General features: G+C 60.9%; 23 protein-coding genes and 1 pseudogene. 14 read left to right on the top strand and 10 right to left on the bottom strand.

The window, feature by feature from the left end:
• Window positions 1-984 (top strand): alpha-L-glutamate ligase-like protein, encoded by a 984-nt coding sequence (locus N8H22_RS05015; RefSeq protein WP_264589524.1) that lies wholly within the window; start codon window positions 1-3, stop codon window positions 982-984.
• 56 nt (window positions 985-1040) lie between these two features.
• Window positions 1041-2387 carry an aminodeoxychorismate synthase component I gene (gene pabB, locus N8H22_RS05010; RefSeq protein ID WP_264589523.1) on the top strand — a complete coding sequence of 449 codons (1347 nt, stop codon included), beginning with the start codon at window positions 1041-1043 and terminating at the stop codon, window positions 2385-2387.
• Between the two features lie 40 nt (window positions 2388-2427).
• Here the strand turns inward: pabB and thrH are convergent, their stop codons facing one another.
• Window positions 2428-3045, bottom strand: coding sequence for a bifunctional phosphoserine phosphatase/homoserine phosphotransferase ThrH (thrH, locus tag N8H22_RS05005; protein ID WP_264589522.1), 618 nt, complete (start codon window positions 3043-3045; stop codon window positions 2428-2430).
• A 183-nt stretch (window positions 3046-3228) separates the two neighbouring features.
• Here thrH and N8H22_RS05000 point away from each other — a divergent pair, with 183 nt between their 5' ends.
• The gene (locus tag N8H22_RS05000) at window positions 3229-3963 is read left to right on the top strand and encodes a phosphoadenylyl-sulfate reductase (protein WP_264589521.1); all 735 of its coding nucleotides are present in this window, start codon (window positions 3229-3231) and stop codon (window positions 3961-3963) included.
• 100 nt (window positions 3964-4063) lie between these two features.
• Here the strand turns inward: N8H22_RS05000 and cysB are convergent, their stop codons facing one another.
• Window positions 4064-5038 (bottom strand): HTH-type transcriptional regulator CysB, encoded by a 975-nt coding sequence (gene cysB, locus N8H22_RS04995; RefSeq protein ID WP_264589520.1) that lies wholly within the window; start codon window positions 5036-5038, stop codon window positions 4064-4066.
• A gap of 274 nt (window positions 5039-5312) precedes the next feature.
• Complete coding sequence (locus N8H22_RS04990) at window positions 5313-6275, bottom strand: putative 2-dehydropantoate 2-reductase (protein ID WP_264589829.1); 963 nt, start codon at window positions 6273-6275, stop codon at window positions 5313-5315.
• 267 nt (window positions 6276-6542) lie between these two features.
• Between N8H22_RS04990 and N8H22_RS04985 the strand changes: the two genes are divergently transcribed.
• Entirely contained in the window at window positions 6543-7619 is a 1077-nt protein-coding gene (locus N8H22_RS04985) for a 3-deoxy-7-phosphoheptulonate synthase (protein WP_264589519.1), read from the top strand.
• Between the two features lie 41 nt (window positions 7620-7660).
• Here N8H22_RS04985 and N8H22_RS04980 read toward each other — a convergent pair whose 3' ends face one another.
• Window positions 7661-7954 (bottom strand): GNAT family N-acetyltransferase, encoded by a 294-nt coding sequence (locus tag N8H22_RS04980; protein WP_264589518.1) that lies wholly within the window; start codon window positions 7952-7954, stop codon window positions 7661-7663.
• A gap of 423 nt (window positions 7955-8377) precedes the next feature.
• Here N8H22_RS04980 and N8H22_RS04975 point away from each other — a divergent pair, with 423 nt between their 5' ends.
• A complete protein-coding gene (locus tag N8H22_RS04975) occupies window positions 8378-8632 on the top strand; it encodes an Lpp/OprI family alanine-zipper lipoprotein (protein ID WP_008570211.1) in 255 nt (84 codons plus the stop codon).
• An 87-nt stretch (window positions 8633-8719) separates the two neighbouring features.
• Here N8H22_RS04975 and N8H22_RS04970 read toward each other — a convergent pair whose 3' ends face one another.
• The 3 genes and pseudogenes from N8H22_RS04970 to N8H22_RS04960 all read right to left on the bottom strand — a co-directional run.
• Window positions 8720-9685 (bottom strand): L,D-transpeptidase family protein, encoded by a 966-nt coding sequence (locus N8H22_RS04970; protein ID WP_264589828.1) that lies wholly within the window; start codon window positions 9683-9685, stop codon window positions 8720-8722.
• Between the two features lie 67 nt (window positions 9686-9752).
• A complete protein-coding gene (locus tag N8H22_RS04965) occupies window positions 9753-10034 on the bottom strand; it encodes a hypothetical protein (protein WP_264589517.1) in 282 nt (93 codons plus the stop codon).
• Between the two features lie 111 nt (window positions 10035-10145).
• Window positions 10146-10469: pseudogene (locus N8H22_RS04960) on the bottom strand (GDSL-type esterase/lipase family protein); the annotation flags it as partial.
• Window positions 10470-10671: 202 nt separating this feature from the next.
• Between N8H22_RS04960 and N8H22_RS04955 the strand changes: the two are divergent.
• A complete protein-coding gene (locus N8H22_RS04955; RefSeq protein ID WP_264589516.1) occupies window positions 10672-11991 on the top strand; it encodes a tyrosine-type recombinase/integrase in 1320 nt (439 codons plus the stop codon).
• 90 nt (window positions 11992-12081) lie between these two features.
• Here the strand turns inward: N8H22_RS04955 and N8H22_RS04950 are convergent, their stop codons facing one another.
• Complete coding sequence (locus N8H22_RS04950; protein WP_264589515.1) at window positions 12082-12990, bottom strand: hypothetical protein; 909 nt, start codon at window positions 12988-12990, stop codon at window positions 12082-12084.
• Between the two features lie 761 nt (window positions 12991-13751).
• Between N8H22_RS04950 and N8H22_RS04945 the strand changes: the two genes are divergently transcribed.
• From N8H22_RS04945 to N8H22_RS04935, 3 genes are all read left to right on the top strand, one after another.
• Window positions 13752-14285 carry a hypothetical protein gene (locus N8H22_RS04945; protein WP_264589514.1) on the top strand — a complete coding sequence of 178 codons (534 nt, stop codon included), beginning with the start codon at window positions 13752-13754 and terminating at the stop codon, window positions 14283-14285.
• 511 nt (window positions 14286-14796) lie between these two features.
• On the top strand, window positions 14797-15180 hold the full coding sequence (locus N8H22_RS04940; RefSeq protein WP_264589513.1) for a hypothetical protein: 384 nt from the start codon (window positions 14797-14799) through the stop codon (window positions 15178-15180).
• A 24-nt stretch (window positions 15181-15204) separates the two neighbouring features.
• Complete coding sequence (locus N8H22_RS04935) at window positions 15205-16233, top strand: hypothetical protein (protein ID WP_264589512.1); 1029 nt, start codon at window positions 15205-15207, stop codon at window positions 16231-16233.
• Window positions 16234-16779: 546 nt separating this feature from the next.
• On the opposite strand, the gene N8H22_RS04930 is transcribed toward N8H22_RS04935, so the two are convergent.
• Entirely contained in the window at window positions 16780-17385 is a 606-nt protein-coding gene (locus N8H22_RS04930; RefSeq protein WP_264589827.1) for an arylesterase, read from the bottom strand.
• 10 nt (window positions 17386-17395) lie between these two features.
• Between N8H22_RS04930 and N8H22_RS04925 the strand changes: the two genes are divergently transcribed.
• From N8H22_RS04925 to N8H22_RS04905, 5 genes are all read left to right on the top strand, one after another.
• Window positions 17396-18082, top strand: coding sequence for an ABC transporter ATP-binding protein (locus tag N8H22_RS04925; RefSeq protein ID WP_264589511.1), 687 nt, complete (start codon window positions 17396-17398; stop codon window positions 18080-18082).
• Window positions 18079-20583, top strand: a complete 2505-nt coding sequence (locus tag N8H22_RS04920) for an FtsX-like permease family protein (RefSeq protein WP_264589510.1) — start codon at window positions 18079-18081, stop codon at window positions 20581-20583. The genes N8H22_RS04925 and N8H22_RS04920 overlap by 4 nt, the downstream gene beginning before the upstream one ends.
• Before the next feature lie 80 nt (window positions 20584-20663).
• The gene (gene greB / locus N8H22_RS04915) at window positions 20664-21161 is read left to right on the top strand and encodes a transcription elongation factor GreB (protein WP_264589509.1); all 498 of its coding nucleotides are present in this window, start codon (window positions 20664-20666) and stop codon (window positions 21159-21161) included.
• A gap of 302 nt (window positions 21162-21463) precedes the next feature.
• On the top strand, window positions 21464-22393 hold the full coding sequence (locus tag N8H22_RS04910; RefSeq protein WP_264589508.1) for a triacylglycerol lipase: 930 nt from the start codon (window positions 21464-21466) through the stop codon (window positions 22391-22393).
• Between the two features lie 48 nt (window positions 22394-22441).
• Entirely contained in the window at window positions 22442-23470 is a 1029-nt protein-coding gene (locus N8H22_RS04905; protein WP_264589507.1) for a lipase secretion chaperone, read from the top strand.
• Window positions 23471-23474: 4 nt separating this feature from the next.
• Here the strand turns inward: N8H22_RS04905 and N8H22_RS04900 are convergent, their stop codons facing one another.
• Window positions 23475-24881 carry a transglycosylase SLT domain-containing protein gene (locus N8H22_RS04900; protein WP_264589506.1) on the bottom strand — a complete coding sequence of 469 codons (1407 nt, stop codon included), beginning with the start codon at window positions 24879-24881 and terminating at the stop codon, window positions 23475-23477.
• Between the last annotated feature and the right edge of the window lie 53 nt (window positions 24882-24934).

Raw genomic sequence — 24934 nt, 5'->3', positions numbered from 1 at the left:
ATGTTCGGTCTGATCAAGACGTGGAAGGCCCTGGAAGCCAAGGGCATCATGGGCATCAACCGCCGCAACGCGGATTACGTGCTCAAGTACAACAAACGCAGCCTGTATCCGATCGTCGATGACAAGATCATCACCAAGCAGCGCGCCATCGAGGCCGGCATTCATGTGCCGGAGATGTACGGCATCATCGAGACCGAGAAGGACATCGACAAACTCAAGGACATCGTCAAGGATCACACCGACTTCGTCGTCAAGCCGGCGCAGGGTGCCGGCGGTGACGGCATCCTCGTGATCGCCGATCGTTTCGAAGGTCGCTACAAGACCGTGTCCGGCAAGATCATGTCCCACGATGAGATCGAGCATCAGATTTCCAACATCCTCACCGGCCTCTACTCCCTCGGCGGTCACCGTGACCGCGCACTGATCGAGTACCGCGTCACGCCCGACCCGATCTTCAAGAGCATCAGCTACGAAGGTGTGCCGGACATCCGCATCATCGTGCTGATGGGCTATCCGGTCATGGCCATGCTGCGCCTGCCGACCCGCCAGTCCGGCGGCAAGGCCAACCTGCACCAGGGCGCCATCGGCGTTGGCGTCGATCTGGCCACCGGTATCACCCTGCGCGGTACCTGGCTGAACAACAAGATCACCAAGCATCCGGACACCGGCAATGCCGTGGACGGCGTGCAGCTACCCAACTGGGACGGTTTCATGAAACTTGCCGCCGGTTGCTACGAGCTGTGCGGGCTTGGCTACATCGGCGTCGACATGGTCCTAGACGTGGACAAGGGACCGTTGATTCTCGAACTGAACGCCCGTCCGGGCCTGAACATTCAGATCGCCAACGACTGCGGCCTTACCCACCGAGCCCAGGCGGTCGAAACGCGAATCGCCGAACTCAAGGAAAAAGGCATTCAGGAAACCCCGGAAGAACGCGTCAGGTTCTCCCAGGAGCTGTTCGGCCACGTCCCGGCTCACAGCTGACTGCCCCGCACCGAGTGGCCGGCCGCAAGGTCGGCCACTCGCCAATGACGACGCCCATGCCGACCTGCACGCTTCAGCCACTCCCCTATCAGCCTGACCCCAGCCTCTGGTTCGAGCGCATCCGCTGCGCGCCCGGTGCGGTCCTGCTGGATTCCGGCCGGCCGGTCGCGCAGCGTGGCCGGTATGACATCCTCAGCGCCTGGCCGTCGACGATGCTGACGACCGAAACAGACGAATCGGCGAGTGCTTTCTTCCAGCGCCTGCGAAAGGCCCTGGCCGCGCTCGGCCCCGCCGAAGCGCCAGAGGGGCACGACCTGCCATTTCTCGGCGGACTGATCGGCATGCTCGCGTATGACTTCGGCAAGCGCCTGGAGAATCTGCCGCACGCCGCAGTGGACGACCTTGCACTGCCTGATGCACGTTTCGGGCTGTACGCCTGGGCATTGATTAGCGATCACCAGCAATGCACCACTCAGCTGGTCTTCCATCCGTCGCTCGCGCGTGCCGAACGCGAACGATTGGTGAACCTGTTCCAGCAAGCGGCTGAACCGGCAAACCAGATGCCGTTCACGCTGCAATCGGCGTTCACTGCTGATCTCGATGCCGAGCGCTATCGCTGCGCGTTCGAACGCATCCAGCATTACATCCAGGCCGGCGATTGCTATCAGGTGAACTTCGCGCAGCGTTTCCGCACCGGTTATCAGGGCGATCCCTGGACTGCCTATCGCGCGCTACGTGCCGCCTGCCCGACGCCCTTCGCCGGCTTCCTTACACTCGACGACGGTGCCATTGCCAGCCTCTCGCCAGAGCGCTTTCTGCGCCTGAGCCAAGGCACAGTGGAAACCCGGCCGATCAAGGGCACGCGACGCCGCCTGCCGGATCCCGCGCAGGACCGAGCACTGGCCGAGGAGCTGCTCGCCAGCGAAAAGGACCGTGCGGAAAATCTGATGATTGTCGACCTGCTGCGCAACGACCTCGGTCGCAGCTGCGAGACCGGCAGCGTGCATGTACCGGAACTGTTCGCGCTGGAAAGCTATCCCAACGTGCATCACCTGGTCAGCTGCGTGCGTGGCACGCTGGCGGCCGGCAAGGACGCATTCGATCTGCTCGCTGGCAGTTTCCCAGGAGGATCGATCACTGGCGCGCCGAAGATCCGCGCAATGCAGATCATCGACGAACTGGAACCAACCTGCCGTGCCATCTACTGTGGCTCGCTGCTGTATGTGGACGTGCGCGGCGAGATGGACAGCTCAATCGCAATCCGCACCCTGCTGCTACGTAACGGACAGGTCAGCTGCTGGGGTGGTGGCGGCATCGTTGCCGACTCGCGCTGGACGGCGGAGTACCAAGAGTCGATCGACAAGGTGAAAGTGCTGCTGGAGACGCTCGAAAGCCTGGGCTAAGAGGCATAGCGCGCCAGCGCACGCTACGCCATCAGGCCAGTTACAGTGCGAGCTTGCGCGAAGAGGCCTTGAGGAATTCCTGCTTCAGATCGTCATAGGTGTGCACCGCCGGGAACTGCGGGAACTCTGCAATCACGTTGTTCGGCGCATGGAACAGGATGCCGGCGTGCGCTTCACTGAGCATGGTGGTGTCGTTGTAGGAGTCACCTGCCGCGATTACACGGTAGTACAGGCTCTTCAGCGCGATGACCGACTGGCGCTTCGGATCCTTCTGCCGCAGCTGATAGTCCACCACACGATCCGTGTCGTCGGTGATCAGGCGATGGCACAGCAGCGTCGGAAAGCCCAGCTGACGCATCAACGGCTGGGAGAACTCGTAGAAGGTGTCCGAGAGGATCACGACCTGGAAGCGTTCGCGCAGCCAGTCGACGAACTCCACCGCGCCCTCCAGCGGCTTGAGCGTAGCGATCACCTGCTGGATATCCGACAGCTTCAGGCCGTGCTCGTCGAGGATGCGCAGACGCTGCTTCATCAGCACGTCGTAGTCGGGAATGTCCCGCGTGGTCGCCCGCAGCGACTCGATTCCAGTGGCCTCGGCAAAGGCGATCCAGATTTCCGGAACCAGTACGCCTTCCAGGTCGAGACAGGCTATTTCCACGGGCCACTCCTCATACAGAAAATGAAAGGCGGCACTCTATCGGCAACGCGGTGGCGAAGCAACGCGGCGCTTATACCTGAAATACTCGATACCTGAGCGCAAAGGTTATTTAGCGACATAAAAAGCGTTTGCTACCATCCGCCGCCACAGAGCGCCCAGCGCCGATCATAAGGAAGCCGCCCGATGAGCCCATCTATCGACGTCGCCGCACTGGCCGCCGCCTACGCCGGTAAATCACCGCAAGACATTCTCAAGCTCGCCTTCGATCTTTTCGGCGATGACCTGTGGATCTCCTTCAGTGGCGCTGAGGACGTAGTGCTGCTGGACATGGCCTGGAAGCTGAACAAGAGCGTCAAGGTATTCACTCTCGACACCGGTCGGTTGCACAGCGAAACCTACCGTTTCATCGAACAGGTACGTGATCACTACGGCATTGCCATCGAAATCATGACACCGGATCCAGCGCTGCTGCAGCCGCTGGTCAAAGAGAAAGGTTTGTTCAGCTTCTATCGCGATGGCCATGGCGAGTGCTGTGGCATCCGCAAGATCGAGCCGCTGCGGCGCAAGCTCGCCGGCGTTCGCGCCTGGGCCACCGGGCAGCGCCGCGACCAGAGCCCTGGCACTCGCAGCCAGGTCGCGGTATTGGAACTCGACAGCGCGTTCTCGACCGCAGAAAACAGCTTGTACAAGTTCAATCCACTCGCACAGATGACCAGCGAGGAAGTCTGGGGCTACATCCGCATGCTCGAGGTGCCCTACAACAGCCTGCATGAGCGCGGCTTCATCAGCATCGGCTGCGAGCCTTGCACCCGACCGGTTCTGCCAAACCAGCATGAGCGCGAGGGCCGCTGGTGGTGGGAAGAAGCAACGCATAAAGAATGCGGGCTACACGCCGGCAATCTGATCGCAAAAAGCTGAAACCAGCCGCCCTATAGGAACCATGGCGAGCCAAAGAGCTCGCCGCGATCTCGGGTTGGGCTTCGGCCTGGCTCCTCAGCACCAGCCCACGCAACCATGTTTAGTAGGTCGGCAACTCGATCTTCTCGAACAGCTCATCCAGTTCCGCCTTGTTGCGACACTGAACGGCCTTGTCGAGCATCGCGCGATCCAGGTGCGGAGCGAACTTCTCAATGAAGTCGCACATGAATCCGCGCAGGAAGGTACCGCGGCGAAAGCCGATCTTGGTGACGCTGGACTCGAACAGTTCGCTGGCATCGAGCACGACCAGATCGGGGTCGAGCTTGGCATCCACCGCCATCCGCGCCACGATCCCTACGCCCAATCCCAGACGCACATACGTCTTGATGACGTCGGCATCCGCTGCGGTGAACACCACCTTGGGCGACAGGCCGCGATGGCTGAAGGCCTCGTCCAGCTTGGAACGCCCGGTAAAGCCGAACACGTAGGTGACAATCGGATGTTCGGCGAGCGCTTCGAGCGTGAGCTTCTCCAGCTTGGCCAATGGGTGCCCCTGGGGAACGATCACGCAGCGGTTCCAGCGATAGCACGGCATCATGATCAGATCACCGAACAGCTCCAGCCCCTCGGTGGCGATAGCGAAATCGACGGTGCCATCGGCGGCCATCTCGGCGATCTGGGTAGGCGAACCCTGATGCATATGTAGCGACACATCGGGGTATTGTTTGATGAAGCTGCTGATCACAGAGGGCAACGCATAACGCGCCTGGGTATGGGTGGTGGCGATGCTCAGGGTGCCCTTCTTCTCGTTGGAGAACTCCTGTGCAATCTGTTTGATGCTTTCGCACTTGCGCAGGATTTCGCCGGCGGTAGTGATGATCCGCTCACCAGCCGGCGTGACACGAGTCAGGTGCTTGCCGCTCCGCGCGAAAACCTCCACGCCGAGCTCGTCTTCGAGTAGGCGAATCTGCTTGCTGATCCCGGGTTGCGAGGTGAACAGGCTTTGCGCTGTTGCCGAGACATTGAGGTCATGGTGCGCCACTTCCCAGATGTAACGCAGTTGTTGAAGCTTCATAAAAAACCCTCAAAAGGCAATGACGCCGCTAAACATGTCGCCATGCTTATAACCTGATGAATGATACAAGCTGCAGCATAGATCGTCTGATCAGGTTTTACTGCGCAACCTTCGTCCCGGATAGACCAGGAAAGAGCACGGCTTCGCTTGAGCTTAGCAGCCACAATCCACGGAGACGGGCCGGCGTAGGCGCCTTTCGCACGCTTACGCACCTGCGACGACAAATGACCTACTGCTCACGACGCGTTACGCGTAAGCGCGGCCCGCCGTAGGCTCAGCGGCTTTGTGTCGCATGGCGAGCGCCGATGAAGCGCAGCGCGCGATACAGAGCCTCTGTTCGCGGCATCCGGCAGCCCGCTTGCTCGGCCGCGGCGAGCGGCGCTGCGTAGATGGCGGCCAGCTCCATCGGCCGCTGATGCGCATGATCGTGATACATGCTCGGCAGATAGTCAGGCAGCTGCGCGGTGCCCTCCAACAGCTTGTCGCCCAGCCCGGCCGGTAGCGCAAACCCGCACGCTGCAGCCGCAGCACACACCTCATCCATAATTGATCGGATTAGCTCTCGAGCATCGGGATCGCCAAGCAGTGCCTCGGTGCCGGCATTCAGCAACACAGAGAGGCCGTTGAAAGGCACATTCCAGACCAGTTTCATCCAGCGCGCCTGCTCCACACTAGGCATGGCGACCGAGTTCACGCCGGCTTCCTTGAGTAGCGCAACACCTTCGTTGAGAACGGCTTGCCGCGCCTCGTCATTCGTCGCCGGGCCGGAGTGATAGCCGAGATTGATGTGGCCCAGGGCCTGATGCTCAACCACACCGGGTGCACTGCGATGTGCGTAGATGGCGCACAGCCCGCCCAGCAGATGTAGCCCTTCTGGCAACAGCGGACGCAATCCATCCTCGATGGCCAGGCCATTCTGCAACAGCACGACTTTCGCCCCCGGGGCCGCTGCTTCCACGATCAACGGCGCCAGATCTTCGTTGTTGGTGCTCTTGGCGGCGACGAACAACCAGTCGCAGGCAGGCATCTCTGCAGCATTGCGATAGGCCTGCACGTTATCAAGCTGCAGCACACCGTGCACAGCACTGTTGACCCGCAGGCCACGCTCGAGCACGGGCGCGTATTCGCTACGCAGCAGAAAGTGCACGTCATGGCCGGAGCGAGCCAGCATCATGCCGTAATAGCCACCAATGGCACCGGTACCGATGATTCCAATACGTATGCGCTGTTCAGACATCGAAGACTCCAGATCGATAAACAGTGGCAGCTCGAAGCAGCCAGTCCCGGCACGATAGCAGCCAGCGCCGCCCCGGCACAGCGAGCTCACCACGTGAACCAGCAGCGCCGGTCTGACGCGCAGCCTCGCTGGCGTCGCGATCAATGAATCTAATTGTCGAGTCTGCTCATTTAGCGATAAGGTTCCGTCTCCCCCGCTGCGCCCCTTGCCCTGCTCCGCCGCACCGGGATGGCTGGCGGGCGGCACCCGAGACCTTACGAGTAACACATGGCTGATTTACCCATCGACGACATTAACGTTGCCTCCAACGTTACCCTGATCACTCCGGAACAACTCAAGCGCGAGCTTCCCCTGACCGACTCGGCATTGCATACCGTCTCGCACGGACGCCAGGTCGTGCGCGACATTCTCGATGGCAAGGACCACCGCCTGTTCCTGGTCATTGGCCCCTGCTCGATCCACGACCTCAAGGCCGCGCACGAGTATGCCGAGCGTCTCAAGGTACTGGCCGAGAAGGTATCCGACAGCCTGTTCCTGATCATGCGGGTGTACTTCGAGAAACCGCGCACAACAGTCGGCTGGAAGGGTCTGATCAACGATCCGTACATGGATGACTCGTTCAAGATTCAGGACGGTCTGCACATCGGCCGCAAGCTACTGCTCGACCTCGCGGAAATGGGCTTGCCGACCGCCACCGAGGCGCTGGATCCGATTTCTCCGCAATATCTGCAGGACCTAATCAGCTGGTCGGCGATCGGAGCGCGTACCACCGAGTCGCAGACTCACCGCGAGATGGCATCCGGCCTGTCGTCCGCAGTTGGCTTCAAGAATGGTACCGACGGCAGCCTGACGGTAGCGATCAACGCGCTGCAGTCCGTATCGAGCCCGCACCGCTTCCTTGGCATCAATCAGGCAGGCGGCGTTTCTATCGTAACCACCAAGGGCAACAATTACGGCCACGTGGTACTGCGTGGCGGTAACGGCAAGCCCAACTACGACTCGGTCAGCGTTGCGGTCTGCGAGCAGGAACTGCGCAAAGCCAACATCCGCCCGAACATCATGATCGATTGCAGCCATGCCAACTCGAACAAAGATCCGGCCTTGCAACCGCTGGTCATGGACAACGTCGCCAACCAGATTCTGGAGGGCAACGATTCGATCGTAGGCCTGATGGTGGAAAGCCACCTAGGCTGGGGCAATCAGTCGATTCCCAAGGACTTGTCGGAACTCAAGTACGGTGTTTCGATCACTGATGCCTGTATCGATTGGGACACTACCGAGAAAGCGGTGCTCAGCATGCACGCCAAGCTACGCGATGTACTGCCGAAACGGCAGCGCAGCTGACGCACCTGCTCGACGAAAAAACGCCGGCCTGCCGGCGTTTTTTATTCCCGACCATCAGGCTGCTCTGCTTGCTGGCTTTTGCGTTCGATGTACCACTCGACATACGAGCATGAGGGGATGACGGCGTAACCCTCCTGCTCGGCGAAATCCAGCGCATGCTGGGCCAGCACTGCCGCAATGCCACGGCCACGCAGCGCATCCGGAACGAAGGTACGGTAAATATCAAGCGTTTGCTTACCCAGGTCCATGTAGGCCAGATAAGCGCAGTGACCGTCTACAGTGACTTCGAATCGGTGCCCGCTGCGATCATGGTGAACAGGAAGTTTGTCGCTCATTTCGACTCCTCAGCAGGATCAACCTGTCTTTTTATTCTTTCACCGGGCCATATGAGTGGCCTTGACCGGATACCCATCTGCGCCGGTAGAAAACCGGATCCCTTTTCTACCCGGTTCCACGGGTTTCGACCAGCCTCCCGGCAAATCTGACAATGAAGCACGGGTGCCAGGGAACTCATCAGGTAGAGAGCAATCTGCAAAATGCAGAAGTGTTTACTACACTTTCGGCAGGTTAACAGACCCGACATTGGATGCTTTTTATCCAACTTACGGGCAGCTGAGTCGATGAGACGATGGATTTCCAAAAAAACATCCATGCAACCCGTCGGCTCAGTTTACTTAACCGAAGTTATAGGTAGTATGTGCGCGCAAACTTTCCATAACGGAAGTTGCTTTATGGATTTCCACCTTAAGGGGAACACGATGAACAACGTTCTGAAATTCTCTGCTCTGGCTCTGGCCGCAGTTCTGGCTACCGGTTGCAGCAACAGCATGACCAAAGAAAGCGAAGCTCGTCTGACTGCTACCGAAGACGCTGCTGCCCGCGCCCAGGCTCGTGCCGACGAAGCCTACAGCAAGGCTGACGAGGCTCTGGCTGCTGCTCAGAAGGCCCAGCAGACTGCTGACGAAGCTAACGAGCGCGCTCTGCGTATGCTGGATCGCGCCAGCCGCAAGTAAGCTTCACACTTCAAAAAAGCCGACCTCAGAGGTCGGCTTTTTTATTGCTGCGATAACCCCATCGACAAAGTCGACGGGGCTGATAGTTCAGAACACTTGCTCTTCATGACTGGCGACCGACACCGACTGTTGGTCAGCGATTTCGATCGGCAGGCCGTCTTCGCCAGCAACGACTTCGCGAATCATCTCCCAGTCGAGATGCAGGGTATCCGCCCCTTCATCACGCTTGAGTAGCGTGTTAATCACCACCGCATGCTTGTCCATCAGCGTCAGCTTCTTGTCCTCGCCCTCCAGCGGGGCATGTGCCTCCAGATAGACCTTGCCATCGCTCACACCGAACTTGTACGGCTCGTCGATGATCCGCACCGGCGTTCCCACCTTGACCATCCGGGACAGTTCGAGAACGTTATTGTTGAGCATGCGGAAGCACCCGTGACTGACACGCATACCGATACCAAACTTCTTGTTCGAACCGTGGATCAGGTAGCCAGGCATCGCAAGACTCAACTTGAACGGCCCCAACGGATTGTCCGGTCCTGGCGGCACCACCGTGGGCAGCGGATCACCGTCCGCCGCATGCTCCTCACGGATCGACTTGGGTGGATACCAGGCCGGGTTGCTGGTCATGGCTGAAATACGGGTGTTGCCAACTGGGGAGCCCCAGCCTTCGCGGCCAATTCCGAGCGGGAAGGTGTGCACGACATTCTTGCCTTCCGGGTAGTAGTACAAGCGGTACTCGGCGATGTTGATGACGATACCCTCGCGCGGCCCCGGAGGCAGGATGAAGCGCGTCGGCAGGATGATGTCCGTCCCCTCGCCAGGCAGCCAAGGGTCAACGCCCGGGTTGGCCGCCACCAGTTCGAGATAGCCAAGGTCGTTGGTCTCGCCGATCGCCGCAAAGGTGTCCTCGTATTTCGCCTTGATAACCTGAATCTGCCCGACGACATCTTCACCCTCGGGAGGCAGAGGCAACTCCAGCGCGGCGCTCTGGCCAGCCGCCAGCAGAGCTGCGATAGACAAACAGGAGGCGACAACAGACGCGCGCGAAAGCATTCGGGGAACCCTTGGGTGGTTGATCAAAATCATCGGAGATTGTACTCGAAGCCAGCGAAACCGGGGCCTACCAGACGCTTGCAGCGGACGGAAGGCCCTTGCGGCGCGACTCTAGCAGCTGCAGGCAGGATGGGCACAGACGCCGGTCCTTCAACGTCGCGCGCTGCAGATCCTGCCAGCGCGGCTGCGCCGGAAGGAGGCCGCCACACAATGTGCGATCTGCATGACCGTTCAATTCCAGCTGACGCAGCGCCAGATGCAGACGATTCTCGCGGCAGGCGAACAGATCGAACTGTTCGTCTGGCACGATGAGTCGATAGGCATAAAGAGTCTTGGCTGAGCGCGGCATCGAGTGCTCCCGTTCGAGGGCGCGACAGTAGCTTCGCGCTCGCCCCAAAGCAAGGGCTGGGACGGCGCGAAACGCATCAAGTGTAACGGCGCAAACGCACCATGCGTCTGCTCAGCGCGAGCTCGTTCGCGCGTCCGGCAGGAGCAACGGTTGCAGTGACGGCCAGACATTGCGCAGCAGCTGCGCCTGAGCTTCGGCGGTCGGATGGATGCCGTCACGCTGCATCATCGAAGCTACGCCACCAATGCCTTCGAGCAGAAAGGGAACCAAGGCGATCTGCTGCTCCTGGGCTACCTCGCTGAACACCTCGGCGAACGCCTCGGTGTAGCGTCGGCCGTAGTTCGGCGGCAGGCGCATTCCCAACAGCAGCACCTTGGCGCCAGCTTCCTGCGACCGTTCAACCATCGCCGCAAGATTCTGTTTCAATTGGATGGAAGGACGTGAGACCCAGCAATTACAAGGGTTTCAGCCGATGGACACTCCAGCAGCGTCGCCAATTGTTAGAACCGTGTTAGAAGTCCCGCTCGCCAAGCCCTGGCACTACAGGCGCTCAGGCGTCTACTACCTCAGGGTCCGCCCCCTGCGCTCTACGGGCTCGTGTACGCTTTCCCTTCGCTCCAGTGACAGATCAACAGCCATGACCACCAGCAAGCAGCTCCTATCGACGCTCAGGGCCTTCCACCTTGAGAATCCAGACGCTACCTGGGGAGAACTCCGCGACCACCTCAGGTCCATCGCAGAGGACGCCCTGGCGACTCCTACCGACTGGGAGCTACTGGACACCCAGGGGCTCGTCTATTCGGATATCCGTGAAGAGCTGCACATGATCGCTTGCACAGCATCGCTCACACCGCCTCAAGCTAAGGCTGTCGAGTTGGGCCGCAGGATCATGGGAGCCGCAGAGAGGCGCCTTCAGGGTCACCCTAAGGGCTTAGCCGATATCATAGATGAAATTGATCGTGACAAGGCATCCGATAGGGAAACGAGCATCTCTCCGTCTCTATCTGTAGGCACACCTCAAGCCTCTATGAGTGCTCTCGTCGGAGAAGCCAAGCCGCTCTCCTGGGAGGACTTGGCAGATAGCTACATGGCGGAGCACTCGGTTAACGTGAAGGTTTCCACCCTGGGAGCCCTTCGGACTGCCCATACGGTCATCGGGCGAGCCTTCGAGGCTGTCGGGGTCTCCGACCTCAGCAAGCACAAGCGGGAGGACCTGATAGCCGTTCGGACAAACCTGCTTGAGACCCGCAAGCCTTCCACCGTGAACAACTTACTCGCCACCCTCTCGACGGTCCTGAAGTGGGCCGAGGCGAATGATCTGATAAAGAAGGCGTACACCGCTAAGCTCAAGCTCACCAAGGCCACCATGAGCGAGCGAGAGGGATTCACCGAGGCCCAGGTAGCGAAGGCCATGAGCCACGCTAACGGACTCCCTGCGACCTCCTGGCAACGCTGGGGCCTGTCCCTTCTGGCGATCACCGGGGCGCGTGTGGGTGAAGTCGCACAGCTCACCAAGGAAGACATCAAGCAGATCGACGGCTGCTGGTGTATCGACATTAATGAGAATGGCCCTGGGAAAAGCCTAAAGAACCGCTATAGCGCTCGTCTGGTCCCGCTGGTGGATGGAGCCTTTGGGTTCGACCTAACGGCCTTCCTTGAGGCTGTCCAAGCGAAAACCCTGCCGTCTGACAACGGGATCAATGCAATGAACGCGAGTCGCGGGCTGGGGGCACTGCTTAAGGAGTCGCTCGGCAAAGACCGAGAGGAGAACCAGACACTCCATTCGTTGCGCCACTCGATGGCCTCGAGGCTCCAGTCCAAGGGGACGCCCCTCCCGTTTACACAGGCGATCCTTGGGCACGCATCCGGGTCCATCTCATACGACACCTACGGCAATAGCATCCCGATCAAAGCGCTCGCTGGGGTTCTGATAGGGGTTTATCAGACTGACCGATAGTCGCTTCGCTCCGTAAAACGGTAGAGTGACTCCGGCCCTGCGTACTACTTACAGCAACGCATCGAGTGACGAAGGGTGCAGCCTTTTTTGCTACGCCACAGCGCTCCGTTCTTCGTCTCGCAAGTCGTTGATCATCGGGGTCAGCGTGCTAAGCGGAGTGCCAAGATGGACCAGTTTCTCGATATTCTCGGATCGGAAAAAGTCGTGCCCGGCTTTCACAATTGCCTGCGCCCTCTCGACGCTCCGAGGCACTTCACCTACCCACTTGGCAGTCCTCGTTAGGTCTCGTGGCTTCATCGTCTCGATATCTACGGTAGTCAGCTTACTGAGCTCCCGCATTGGTGTAATGAGGGAGGTCACCAGCATGTCTTTGAAACGCGCGCTCAAAAACTCCATGCCGTCAATCCTCGCTACGAAAACGGATTTGGTAGGCCACCCTTTTCCGTCAGTTCTCTTACGATTAGATGTCTCGAAGAAGCTTTCCGCCTCCTCGTTCGTCATGGGGACTTCCTTCTCAATGTCGATTTGCCCCCTGTCAGCCCTAAGCTTGAGCACTGAAAAAAGGCCGATGCCAATAGCCCCCATGAGGCGATCTTTCTTTTCTCGGAGGTCTCTATAGTCCCGCTCCAATGCCTCAACGAGTACAAGCTGAGCCGACATATCGTCGAGCATTGACCTCACCTGCTTTATTCTGCGCTGACGCCTAACCTCATCGTCTATCCGGCGCTTTTCCTTCTCGAAGGACGCGCCAAAGTATTTCCGTCCGCAATGGCTGCCTATTGCCGTCTCGCGTCCATCGCTCGTGGTTATCAGGTAGCCCGAAAAGTGAGGGGTGTGGCATGCCTCAATGCCGCAATGAATCTTGTCTAAGAATCGGTATGGGGCTACGACCGATCCAAATCGGCGATCACTTTTAGGGTGAAACGGAAGGGAAGCATGAAAAGAGGGCCGCGCCAGAAGGTCATCGTAGGTCTCGATTACGTCTACAAGCTGATTCATATCCCCTCGCCGTTTCGAAAACCAAAGTGCCATGCTGTATAAAAAAACAGGCCCAGTCAACCGCAGCGCAAAGCAGCGGCACTGCCCAAACGGAGCGAAATAGCGAATCAAGCGAAACCAAGTTCAAAAACCCTCACTAATAGGAGAGTCACACGGTGCCCTCCAGCCGCCAGTCCGCTGGCAACCAGTAGCGATCTTCGCTGCGCCCGATCGACTTCCCCAGAAGGACGCCAGCCAAAAGCTGAGCGCCAGGGGGGTGACCCTTTTGTTTCCACTGGCATGACCCGTTGCTGACTCAGCGCAGGGACCCAGCGGTGGACCCGGTAGTCGAGCCGGGGTGAGCTGCAAGTAAGCCGGGTGTGTCCCGGTCGTCCCTGGGAGGTGGTGGCCCCAGTGATGCTTGCAGACACACGGGTGGCATTAAGAACCTAAAGATTCTAAAGGATCATTTTCTTATATCTTTATCAATCTTTAACTCTAAGTGATCTTTTGGTTATCCCTTGGACATTGAGTGTCCTTAGGTGGGGACAGGTCTTGGCAGACCATGATCCCAACTACCTTCAGGGCAACCCAGAGTCACCCATTTAAAACCCTCACTGATAGGACACCCACCCAGGTTGTCCCCTCGCCCGTCGCTGGGCAGTCATCAATCCAGTCTTTCTGATAGCGCCTTTCATGCCACGCCGGTTCCCTTGTCTGGGGTCTGGATGACCGGCTGTGGGTGCGACCTGAAGGGCGCTACCAAAAGGAAAACAGACAAAATGAATATCGACATCACGCACAAGCACGCTGGCCACCTGATCGTCATTGAGGGCCAAGCCTTCAAGGCGAACAATGCGGGTCAATGGAACCTCACTGAAATCTGGCGGACCTTGAAGCTGCCCCAAGGTAAGGCTCCGGCTCAGTGGCGAACCAAACAAGCCAAGCGGATGGAAGCTATGCAGAATTTGCACAGCTCCAACGGTTCCGGCTCTTGGGCAACCAAGCGAGCAACCCTGGGTTATGCCGGATGGGTTTCCGTGGAGTTCGAGGAAATGGTCTTCGATGCTTTCGAGGCCGTACTGGAACGCCCTGAGGTTGCCCAGGTTGTCGCTGAGGTGATGACCGATCTTGGCCGTAGCCATAGCGCCACGATCCTCAAGCGCATGACCTTCAACGATAAGTGCGACTGGAAGGCCCTTAAGCGAGGCCCTCAGTCCCAGACCCCAGCCGCTAAGGCATACCGTCACCGCAAGGCTCAGGAAGCCAAGCTGGCCGCACTGGGACGCCGTAACACCAATCGGGAGGGCTGCTAATGCGCTACCGCCTTGTTCCTGGCCCTGGGTGCCCCTCGGACCTCTGTGAACGGCTCAATGCTGCCCTGAGTACACCAAGCTCCCGCCGTGTCTTCCATGCCGCCAAGAGCGCCTATCGAGCCGGCAAGGACCACTTCCAAGCGCGCTTCTCGGATTACCTCACAGACAAACAAAAGCTCCCCGCTGGTGAACTTGAAGCCATCCTTGGGCATGCCTCCTTGGACTTCCACCAAGCCATGCTTTTGCCTGTCATGTTCGATATGACTGCCCGCTGCGACCCCGTTAGCGGCTGACATTGGCTCAGCTTTGAGCCGACCTCTGCGACACCCTCAGCTCCGCACGCCAGCTTACTGGCCACCTGAGGCCCCACTGCCCACCGCTGGGCATCTAACCGAAACCAAGAATCCATAGAGCAAACCCTCAGGGTCGGCGTGTCCACGTCTCCTTGTGTCTTGTCGCGCCTACCGTGCGGACTGGGGGCTTGCTCTATGGGATAGGAGACCTACCCAAAATGAACATCAACATCACAGCCGTAACTCCCGAGACCGCCAACGTGAACGGCCAAGAGCTGGCCCGTAGCTACGTTGAGTCGATCCTGCTGCCCCTGATGGTGGCCTCCAAGGGTCAGAACCATGCAGCGATTATCAAGGTAGCTCAGGCATTCGATAACGCTGGGCTGAGCCTTGAGGCGATCCCTGAGGCATCCCGAATCTATCGGGGCCACTTGCTCGAACAGCAGCGGGAAAAGGAGCGCCTCCAAGCTGAGGCCCGCGCTAACGCTGAGCGATGCCGTGAGCCGTCCCGCCAGGAAATCGCTGAGTACCACGCAGAGAAGGAACGCAAGGCCCGCGAGATTCGTGAGCACTTCGCCCGTGTCCGTACCCAGCGCGCCTAACCACTACAAGGACTTACCCAGATTATGAAACCCTTTCAGTACAAGAAGCCCGATAGCGTCTACACCCAGAGCATCACCACGGCGCACGGCCAGACCACCACCCAGGTCACCTTCCACACCTCTGACATCCGAGCGGACCACATGGCGGCTACTGACCCGCTGGTCTATGCCCAAGCCATGTATGAGGCCGCAGACGAGCACCTTAATGGTGAGGAATGGCGGGAGAACATGAATACCGCTTTTCCCTCTGAGGTTCGCCCCTTCGGCTCCCAACCGACTGCCCCCCAAGTCGCCCTAATGGAGGATCGCTCCGTTATGTTCGATCCCCGCCAGACCTACGATGGACGCACCGTGGAAAAGGGCTCCGCTTCGGCTGGCTCGCTGGTCTCCATGGAGGCCCCAGAGGTCGGCATTCTGGTATCGGGTCGTGTGTCGATATTCGACCACACCGTCCAGTTCGGCTTCACTGAGCGCAGCATGGAGCAGACCGGAGAGAAGCTACTGGGAGACCTTGAGCTAACCCTGGCCGGTAAGATCGCTGAGAGCCTCGAAGGGCAACCCTCGGTCACTACGGCTTATGTCGGTTCGCTGAGCGGCTCCCCCGCTGCCCAAGCTGAGGACCTGCTGGACATCCTGGCTACTCACCTCGACACCTATTGGGGTCGTGATGTCTCTGAGTTCGGAGTCCTGATCCCCGTGGCCCTTCGTCCAATGCTCAACCGTGCCGCCCAACGGGCTGGCCTTGAGGACATTGACGAGCTGGTGGGGACCCGTGTTCAGGTTTACAGCGGTGATGACCGTGGAATCTTCTTGGTTCCCAAGGCATTCGCCCTGCTGTCCTTCCGTGAGGACCAGAACGGTGATGTCTGGCGTATTGAGCTGAGCCGCAACGCTTCGACTCAGAGCTGGGACCTTGAGGTCTCCGCTGTGGTGGACGTGATGGCCACTGCGATGGTTGAGGTGAAGCTGGGTGGTGCCGAATGGGATACCACGCCGGTAGCCCTGCCGATCATCAAGCAGCTCTTGCTCAGCGATGCACCGGAAGCACCGTAAGCACTGCTTGCCGTCATAAGGAATGAGCCCTGGGTGATCCCTGGGGCCGTCCTACTAATCAGACCATATGCCGACAACTGGCGGTCAATTGGTTCCTCTTTCTGAGGATCAGTTTTTAAGCTCCTTGACCTTCGGGTCTTGGGGCTTCTTTTTGCAATACTTGAGTTAAACAGTAGGACATACCATGGAAAAGCTACAGGCTGTTTACTGGGTTCTGGTCGCTCTTTCCTTGGTTATCGCACCGGCTCTACGGGTGGCCTTTAAGAATCTGGGGGAAAAATCTGAGACCCCATCTAATAAAGAAAAACGTGGGTAAACCCCCGTGCCCCCAGCGGATTTATGCCCTGGGGAATCTTTAGAAAAAGCCCGACTGGGAAAATAAATGTCACCTCGAAGAACAATTCTGTCCCGCTGGGAATCGAAGGGCCTTTTCCGAGGGAGGCACCTTGAGGGGGGTGTGTGTTAGAACTCTGTTCAATCACTGTTAGACATTCGAGGCGTCGAGCCGCTACGCTTGGCACCTCTCACTGATACCTTACGGTTGAATCAGAGCAGCGGTTCGAGGGCTGGCCAGACGTTCTCAAGGAGGACTGGCTGGGCTTCAGCGGTTGGGTGGACACCATCACCCTGCATCATGGAAGGCACGCCAGCAGCGCCCTCCAGCACGAAAGGCACCAAAGCAGCGCCGGTCTCTTGGGCAACTTTGGGGAACACTTCGGCGAATGCTGTCGTGTAGCGCTGACCGTAATTAGGTGGCAAGCGCATCCCCAAAATGAGCACCTTGGCCCCTGCCTCCTGGGACTTCCGAACCATACCCGCAAGATTCTGTTTCAATTGCGCCGGCGACTGACCGCGCAACCCATCGTTGCCTCCCAGCTCGAGAATTACCACCTCGGGTTGATGTTCCTCGAGCAGTGCGGGCAGCCTGGCGAGCCCGCCAGCACTGGTGTCGCCACTGATCGACGCATTCACCACGACGCGTTTCTGCCCCTGCTCGGCAAGCCGTTGCTGCAGCAGATGCACCCAGCCTTGGCTGGTTTCCAGGCCGAAAGCGGCGCTGATACTATCCCCGACCACCAGCACGGTTCCGGCCAGGGCCCCCTGAGCCCACAGCAACAGCAGCAGAACCCCGCCTCTCAGCCACATTCGCATCGGATTCTCCATGAGCGCCAGCATTCTCAACGCCCGGAACCTTAACAAAGTGGTACCCAGCGCGGAAGGCGAGCTGAGCATCCTCTCCGACCTCTCGCTCGAACTGGACAAAGGCGACAGCCTGGCCATCGTCGGCACCTCCGGTTCAGGCAAATCCACCCTGCTCGGGCTGCTCGCCGGACTCGATCTGCCCAGCTCCGGCGAGGTGCGCCTGGCCGGCCATCTGCTCGGTGAACTGGACGAAGATCAACGCGCACGCGTACGTGCTGAGCACGTCGGGTTCGTCTTCCAGTCCTTTCAGCTGCTCGACAGCCTCAATGCGCTGGAGAACGTCATGCTGCCGCTGGAACTGGAAGGCTATCGCGACGCGGCGCAGCGCGCCCAGCAGCTGCTCGAGCGCGTCGGACTGGGCACACGTCTGCATCACTATCCGCGCCAGCTGTCCGGTGGCGAACAGCAACGTGTGGCACTGGCGCGAGCGTTCGCCGCCGATCCCGACGTGCTGTTCGCCGACGAGCCAACCGGTAATCTCGACAGCCAGACCGGCGCGCACATCAGCGACCTGATGTTCGAGCTCAACCGAGAACGCGGCACCACGCTGGTGCTAGTCACTCACGACGAGCGGCTGGCCCAGCGTTGCCACAACCTGCTGCGACTTGAAGGCGGTCGCCGCGTCGATCACGGGCCAGCCGAATGAAGCACGTACCAGCCAAACGCCTGGCCGCGCTGGCGCTCCGGCAGCTACTGCGCGACGCCCGCGCCGGCGAGCTGCGTGTGCTGTTCTTCGCCCTGCTGATCGCCGTCGCCGCCAGCACCGCGATCGGCTATTTCGGTGCCCGTCTGAACGACTCGATGCAACTGCGCGCCAGCGAGTTTCTGGGGGCCGATATGGTGCTGCAAGGCAGCGCGCCAGCACAGACGGAGCAAATCACGCAGGGCCTGAACCTGGGCCTGAAACACGCACGGGTCGTCGAGTTCTCCAGCGTGGTTGCCACCGATGACGACCTGCAGCTCACCAGCGTCAAGGCAGCCGATAGCGCCTATCCCCTGCGCGGCGAACTGCGCAGCGCCGCCGCGCCCTACCAGCCAGAACAGGCTGGCCCGGGACCGCAACCAGGAGAAGCCTGGGCCGAAGCGCGCCTGTTCGCCGCCCTGGAGCTGGAGATCGGCGACCACATCGAGGTCGGCGACAAGTCATTGCGACTGACCCGCGTACTGACCTACGAGCCCGATCGCGTCGGCGACTTTTATAGCCTTACCCCACGGGTGTTGATGCACCTGGACGACCTGGCCGCCACCGGCGTCGTGCAACCTGGCAGCCGGGTTCGCTATCGCGAGCTGTGGCGTGGCGCAGGCGATGCGCTCGCCGTGTACCGCCAGCAACTCGAACCCACCCTGCTGCCACACCAGCGCATCGAGACCGCCGGCGACAGTAATCGACAGATCGGCGGTGCCCTGGGACGAGCTGAACGCTATCTGAACCTGGCCAGCCTGGCCGCTATCCTGCTCGCAGGCGTTGCCGTGGCGCTGTCGGCCGCACGCTTCGCCGCGCGGCGGTTCGACGCCAGCGCGCTGCTGCGGTGCCTGGGATTGTCGCGCCGTGAAGCATTGCTGCTGTATGCGCTGCAGCTCGGACTGCTCGGCGTGTTGGCCAGCATCGCCGGTGCCCTGCTCGGCTGGGGCGCCCAGCACGGCCTGTTCTTCCTGCTGCGGGATCTGCTGGCACAGGAGATCCCGCCGGCAACGCCATGGCCCGCGCTGGCAGGCATCGCCACGGGGCTGGTCGCCCTCGCCGGCTTCGCCCTGCCGCCGCTAGCCGCGCTCGGTCGCGTACCGCCCTTGCGGGTGTTGCGTCGCGACCTGCTGCCGGTACCGCCGAGCGCCTGGCTGGTCTATGGCACCGCGATTCTCGCGCTGGGCCTGATCATGTGGCGGCTGAGCCTGGATCTGAAGATCACCCTCGCCCTGCTGGGCGGCGGGCTGCTGGCGACGCTGCTGCTTGGCGGACTGCTGTTGGTCGGCCTCAGGGGCTTGCGACGCCTGCTGGCGGGGGCATCGCTATCCTGGCGTCTGGGCCTGGGCCAGCTGTTACGGCATCCGTTGGCAGCGGCCGGACAATCCCTCGCGTTCGGTCTGATACTTCTGGCGATGGCGCTCATTGCCCTGTTGCGCGGCGAACTGCTCGATACCTGGCAGGATCAACTGCCCGAGGACGCTCCCAACCACTTCGTGCTTAATGTGCTGCCCGCCGAGAAGGACGTCTTCGCCGCACGCATCGCCAGCCTGTCGACGGCCGCCGCACCGCTGTATCCGGTCGTTCCCGGCCGACTGATAGCGATCAACGACGAGCCAGTGCGTCAACTGGTCAGCAAGGACTCCCAGGGCGAGCGTGCCGTGCGTCGCGACCTCAGCCTGACCTGGTCAGCCGATTTGCCAGCTGACAACCACCTGACCGCCGGGCGCTGGTGGGCACCACGAGCCGAGCAGCAACTGCCGGGCGTTTCGGTGGAATCCGAACTGGCCGCGAGTCTCGGGCTACAGCTAGGCGATCGCCTGACGTTCAGCGTTGGCGGGATCAACCGTGACGCCGAAGTGAGCAGCTTGCGCGAGGTCAACTGGGACAGTTTTCAGCCCAATTTCTACATGATCTTCGAACCTGGCACTTTGCAGGACATGCCGGTCACCTACATGACCAGCTTCTATCTGCCCGCGGGCAAGGAGCGCGAACTGGTCGAACTGGCACGCAGCTTCCCGTCCGCCACCTTGCTGCAAGTCGAGGCGCTGCTTTCGCAGCTGCGCAGCATCCTCGCTCAGGTATCGCTGGCCGTGGAGTATGTTCTGCTGTTCGTGCTCGCCGCTGGTCTCGCCGTCCTGTTCGCAGGCCTGCAGGCCACGCTGGACGAGCGCATTCGCCAGGGCGCGCTGCTGCGTGCGCTGGGTGCCGAACGCCGGCTGCTGCTCAGGGCCCGGCGCACAGAGTTCGGCATGTTGGGCGCGAGCAGCGGCGTACTGGCCGCATTGGGATGCGAACTGGTCAGCGCCCTGCTCTATCAATTCGCCTTCGAATTGCCCTGGCAGCCGCATCCCTGGCTGTTGCTGTTGCCGGTGATCGGCGCACTGCTGGTCGGCGGCGCCGGCATCCTCGGCACCCGGCGCGCGCTCAATGCCAGCCCACTCAGCGTGCTGCGCGAAGGCTGAGTGCCAATGGGCGGCGGGCGACTCGCCCTGTCGCCTGACACGCCCTACACTCTGCAGCTTTTTCACCACACGGATCGACCATGAGCCGCTATCGCCCGCCGCGTCCCGCCGGAACCCCGTTGATCACACCGGAAGGCGAAGCGCGCCTGCGCGCCGAGCTGCATGAGCTGTGGCATGTCAAACGCCCGCAGGTGACCCAGTCGGTGAGCGAAGCGGCTGCCCAGGGCGATCGCTCGGAGAACGCCGAGTACACCTACGGCAAGAAGATGCTGCGCGAGATCGACAGCCGCGTACGCTTTCTCACCAAGCGCCTGGAAAAACTCAAGGTGGTCAGCGAGCGCCCCAGCGATCCGAACAAGGTGTATTTCGGCGCGTGGGTAACCCTTGAGGACGAAGACGGCAACGAAGCCCGTTATCGAATCGTCGGCCCCGACGAGCTGGATCTCAAGCAGGGTCATATCAGCATCGACTCGCCGCTGGCCCGCGCCCTGGTTGGCAAAGCCCTGGATGCCGAGGTACAGGTGCAAACGCCGACGGGACCCAAGCTGTGGTACGTCGTAGCCATCGACTATCCGTGACCATCCGGTTAATTCTCGACCAGATGGTCGCAAAATAACGCGATCAGGCCGCCAAGTTCCATCATTGTGTAGGCAGACCCTCTGCTACCGTGCGACACCGTTTCGCTCCGTAACAGCGTATCGGCCAAGCCATAGCGGCCGATCGCCATTATCTGGCGCCACGCGCGGCTCTAAACCGTCGTTCTCTGACAGAAAGTCCAAGCTGGCACGGATGCTGCCATCGAATCCGTGCAGTACGCGCCAGGCGCGGTGAACGGCAAGGGACTGCCCGATTGCCCATCACCTTTCTTGAGAGTGCGTCAATGAACAATAAAAAGACACTGCTTGCCCTCTGTCTGGGAGCTAGCCTAGCCCTCGCCGGCCAGGCCCAGGCATCCCCCGGCTACACCCAAACTCGCTATCCGATCGTCCTCGGCCACGGCATGCTTGGTTTCGACAGCATTCTGGGTATTGACTACTGGTATGGCATTCCCGCTGCCCTGCGCCGTGACGGCGCGCAGGTCTACGTCACCGAAGTCAGCCAGCTCAACACCTCCGAGTTGCGCGGCGAGGAGCTGCTCGCTCAGGTCGAGGAAATCGTCGCGCTGAGCGGCCAGCCCAAGGTCAATCTGATCGGTCACAGCCATGGCGGCCCGACCGTACGCTACGTGGCGGCAGTGCGCCCGGATCTGGTCGCATCCGTCACCAGTGTTGGCGCGCCGCACAAGGGCTCGGATGTGGCCGACCTGATTCGCAACATTCCCGAAGGCTCCGCCGGGGAAAGCATCGTCGCCGGACTGGTCAATGCCATGGGCAGCCTGATCCACTTCCTCTCCGGCAGCCCGAGCAGCGCCCCGCAGAATTCGCTCGGCTCGCTGGAATCGCTGAATAGCGAGGGTGCAGCGCGCTTCAACGCCAAGTTCCCGCAAGGCATCCCGACCAGCGCCTGCGGCGAAGGCGACTATCAGGTCAATGGTGTGCGCTATTACTCCTGGAGCGGTACCAGCCCGCTGACCAACCCACTGGACATCAGCGACGCCATGATGGGGGCCGGAGCCCTTGCCTTCGACGAACCGAACGACGGCCTGGTGGGCCGCTGCAGTTCGCACCTCGGCATGGTGATCCGCGATGACTACCGGATGAATCACCTCGACGAAGTGAACCAGGTGTTCGGGCTGACCAGCCTGTTCGAGACCGATCCGATCACCGTGTACCGCCAGCACGCCAACCGGCTTAAGAACGCCGGTCTCTGAGGCCACGGCCGGGATCACCTGATCCCGGCTCTCCTGCAAGGCAGAACGATGACAAAACTTCTCGCGCTCCTCTTGGTATCGGTCACGCTCAGCCTGGCCGTGCTGCTGCGTCTGCCCGCCGTCACCGACGCGCCACAGGCCGAACAATGGGGACCGGCCACGCCTACCGACAGCACTGATCAGCCCGATGAATCGCCCGTCCGGGTAGCAACAGCGCGGCCTGCACGCACAGCTTCGGCCGTCGTCAACTTGCCGCGTTCCTTCGGTGGCACTCAGATCGACGGTCGCCTCCAACGGGATACGGCTGGCAACTTGCTCATCGATGGCGACGTTCGGCGACTGTTCGATTACTTCCTCAGCGCTATCGGCGCAGAACCGCTGGCGCGCAGCGTGCAGCGCCTGCGACGCTACATCGATGAGCAGCTGCCGGAACCGGCACGCACGCAGGCCCAGGACCTGCTCAGTCAATACTTGGACTACAAGCGTCAGCTACTGGCGCTCGAAGCGAACACGCCTCGCACGCAGGATCTGCCGGCTCTGCGACAACGTCTCGCGGCGGTCCAGGCCATGCGTGCAAGGCTCTTCAGTCCATCCATGCATCAAGCTTTCTTCGCAACCGAAGAGGCTTACGACCGCTTCACTCTGGAGCGCCTGGCGATCCAGCTGACGCCGGGCCTGGGTGCAGATGCCAAAGGCGCGGCGCTCGATCAGCTACGCGCCGGGTTGTCGCCGGAGCTGCAGGATGCCTTGCTGCCGGCATTGCAGAGCGAACTGCGCCAACAGACGGCCGCGCTGCAGGCCCGCGGCGGCGATCCGGAGCAGTTGCTCCAGCTACGTCAGCAGTTGGTCGGCACCGCGGCTACCCGTCGCCTGGAGGCGCTGGATCGACAACGTCTGGAATGGGAACGGCGGCTTGCCGAATTTCAACGCGAGAAGAGCCGCATCGAACTCAGCCGCGGCCTCGGTGAAGCCGACAAGCAGACAGCCATCGAGCGACTGGTCCAGGAACGCTTCGACGCCAATGAACGCCTGCGGCTGGATGCCAGCGTCCGCCTGGCCAACGGACCTGGCCGCTAGCAACTCAGCGGGCCGCGCTGCGCGGTGCTTGCGCCTCCAGCAGATAGCGCTCGCGGCTGAAGGCGAGGTAGTACTTGTTCACGCTGTTGACGTAGCTGACCACGCCCATGCCCATGGTTTCCATGGCGATCCGCTCGACCTGAAAGAACCACTGGTCCGGGTTCAGGCCGCGACGTCGCGCCTCGGCGCGCATGCTCTGCACCCGCTGCGGCCCCAGGTTGTAGGCGGCGAGGATGAAAGCCATGCGTTCACGCTCGTTGAGTCGCGGGCTGGCGAAAAACTGCCGGCGGATGCTGGCCAGATACTTGGCACTGGCGTGGACGTTGTTGTCCAGCTGTTGGATGTTGCCGACTCCCATGCTGCGAGCGGTCGCCGGGGTGATCTGCATCAGCCCGGTGGCTCCGCCAGCACCGCGCGCCGCCGGGTTGAGTGTCGACTCCTTGAAGGCCAGCGCCGCCAGGTTCAGCCAGTCGAGCTCGATCTGTTCAGCGTAGCGTTGCAGTACCGGACGAACTTTTTCCAACCGCTGCCGGCCCGTGCGATCGAGGGGGTAATGCACCTTGTACAGGCGTCGATAGACGCGCTGGAAAGCCGCATCCTGGTTCTCGGGAGCGCGGTAACTCTTGAGAAAGCCATCGGCGCTGGCGCGCAGCATGTTGGCGTCCTTGCGTACGAACCAGTGCATGTTGGCCTTGTTCCCGAGCTGCACCTGATGCTCGATACGGAGCTTGGGCATCACCTTGCCCCAGCGCTCGGCAATGGTCTGCTCCACCGCGGTGACCGGGTAGATCCCGGCTTGGACCATTTCCAGTACATCCTCCACCGCCAACGTCGGATCGACCCATTCGACCACCACCGGAGCCAGCTTGCGCTGCATCAGCTGCTTGTTCAGCTCGGCGATCGCCGCCCCCGCGGCACTTCCCGCCGCCAGCGCCAGGCTGCGCCCTGACAGTTGCTCCAGGCGCGAGTAGCGCGGACCACCCTGGCGCCCCACCAGCACCAGAGCCACATCACTGACCACCGGTCGGCTGCGACTGACACCGCGCATCCCTTGCGGATCCAGCAACTCGCCGGGCGCGACCAGATCGCCCTCACCGCGCTGCAACGCGCCCAGCAACTGATCCTTGGCTTTGGGAATGATCTTCAGGCTGACGGGGCGTCCGGCTTGCCGGTTCAGATAGCGCTCGAAGGCCCGCAGGCGTGCATACTCGACGCCTATGGCTTCGCCCTTGACCTCTCCGGAACTGTTGCGGCTCTGATTGACCAACACCCGCAGCACCCCGTTACGGCGTATCTCGGCCAGGTCGCGCACGCTCGTTGACGTCTTCCACGCATCGGGGCCCATCACGCGCGCAGCCGCCGGCCCGGGCGCAAGCACCAGCAGGCAGACAATCAGCAGCAGGCGGGACATGGCTCCGGACATACCAGGCTTCAACCAGGGTATCGGTTGTTCAAGGGGAGCGA

The organism is Stutzerimonas sp. S1 (assembly GCF_025966695.1).
Taxonomy (GTDB): domain Bacteria; phylum Pseudomonadota; class Gammaproteobacteria; order Pseudomonadales; family Pseudomonadaceae; genus Stutzerimonas.
This window is presented reverse-complemented; position numbering and strand designations above follow the sequence as displayed.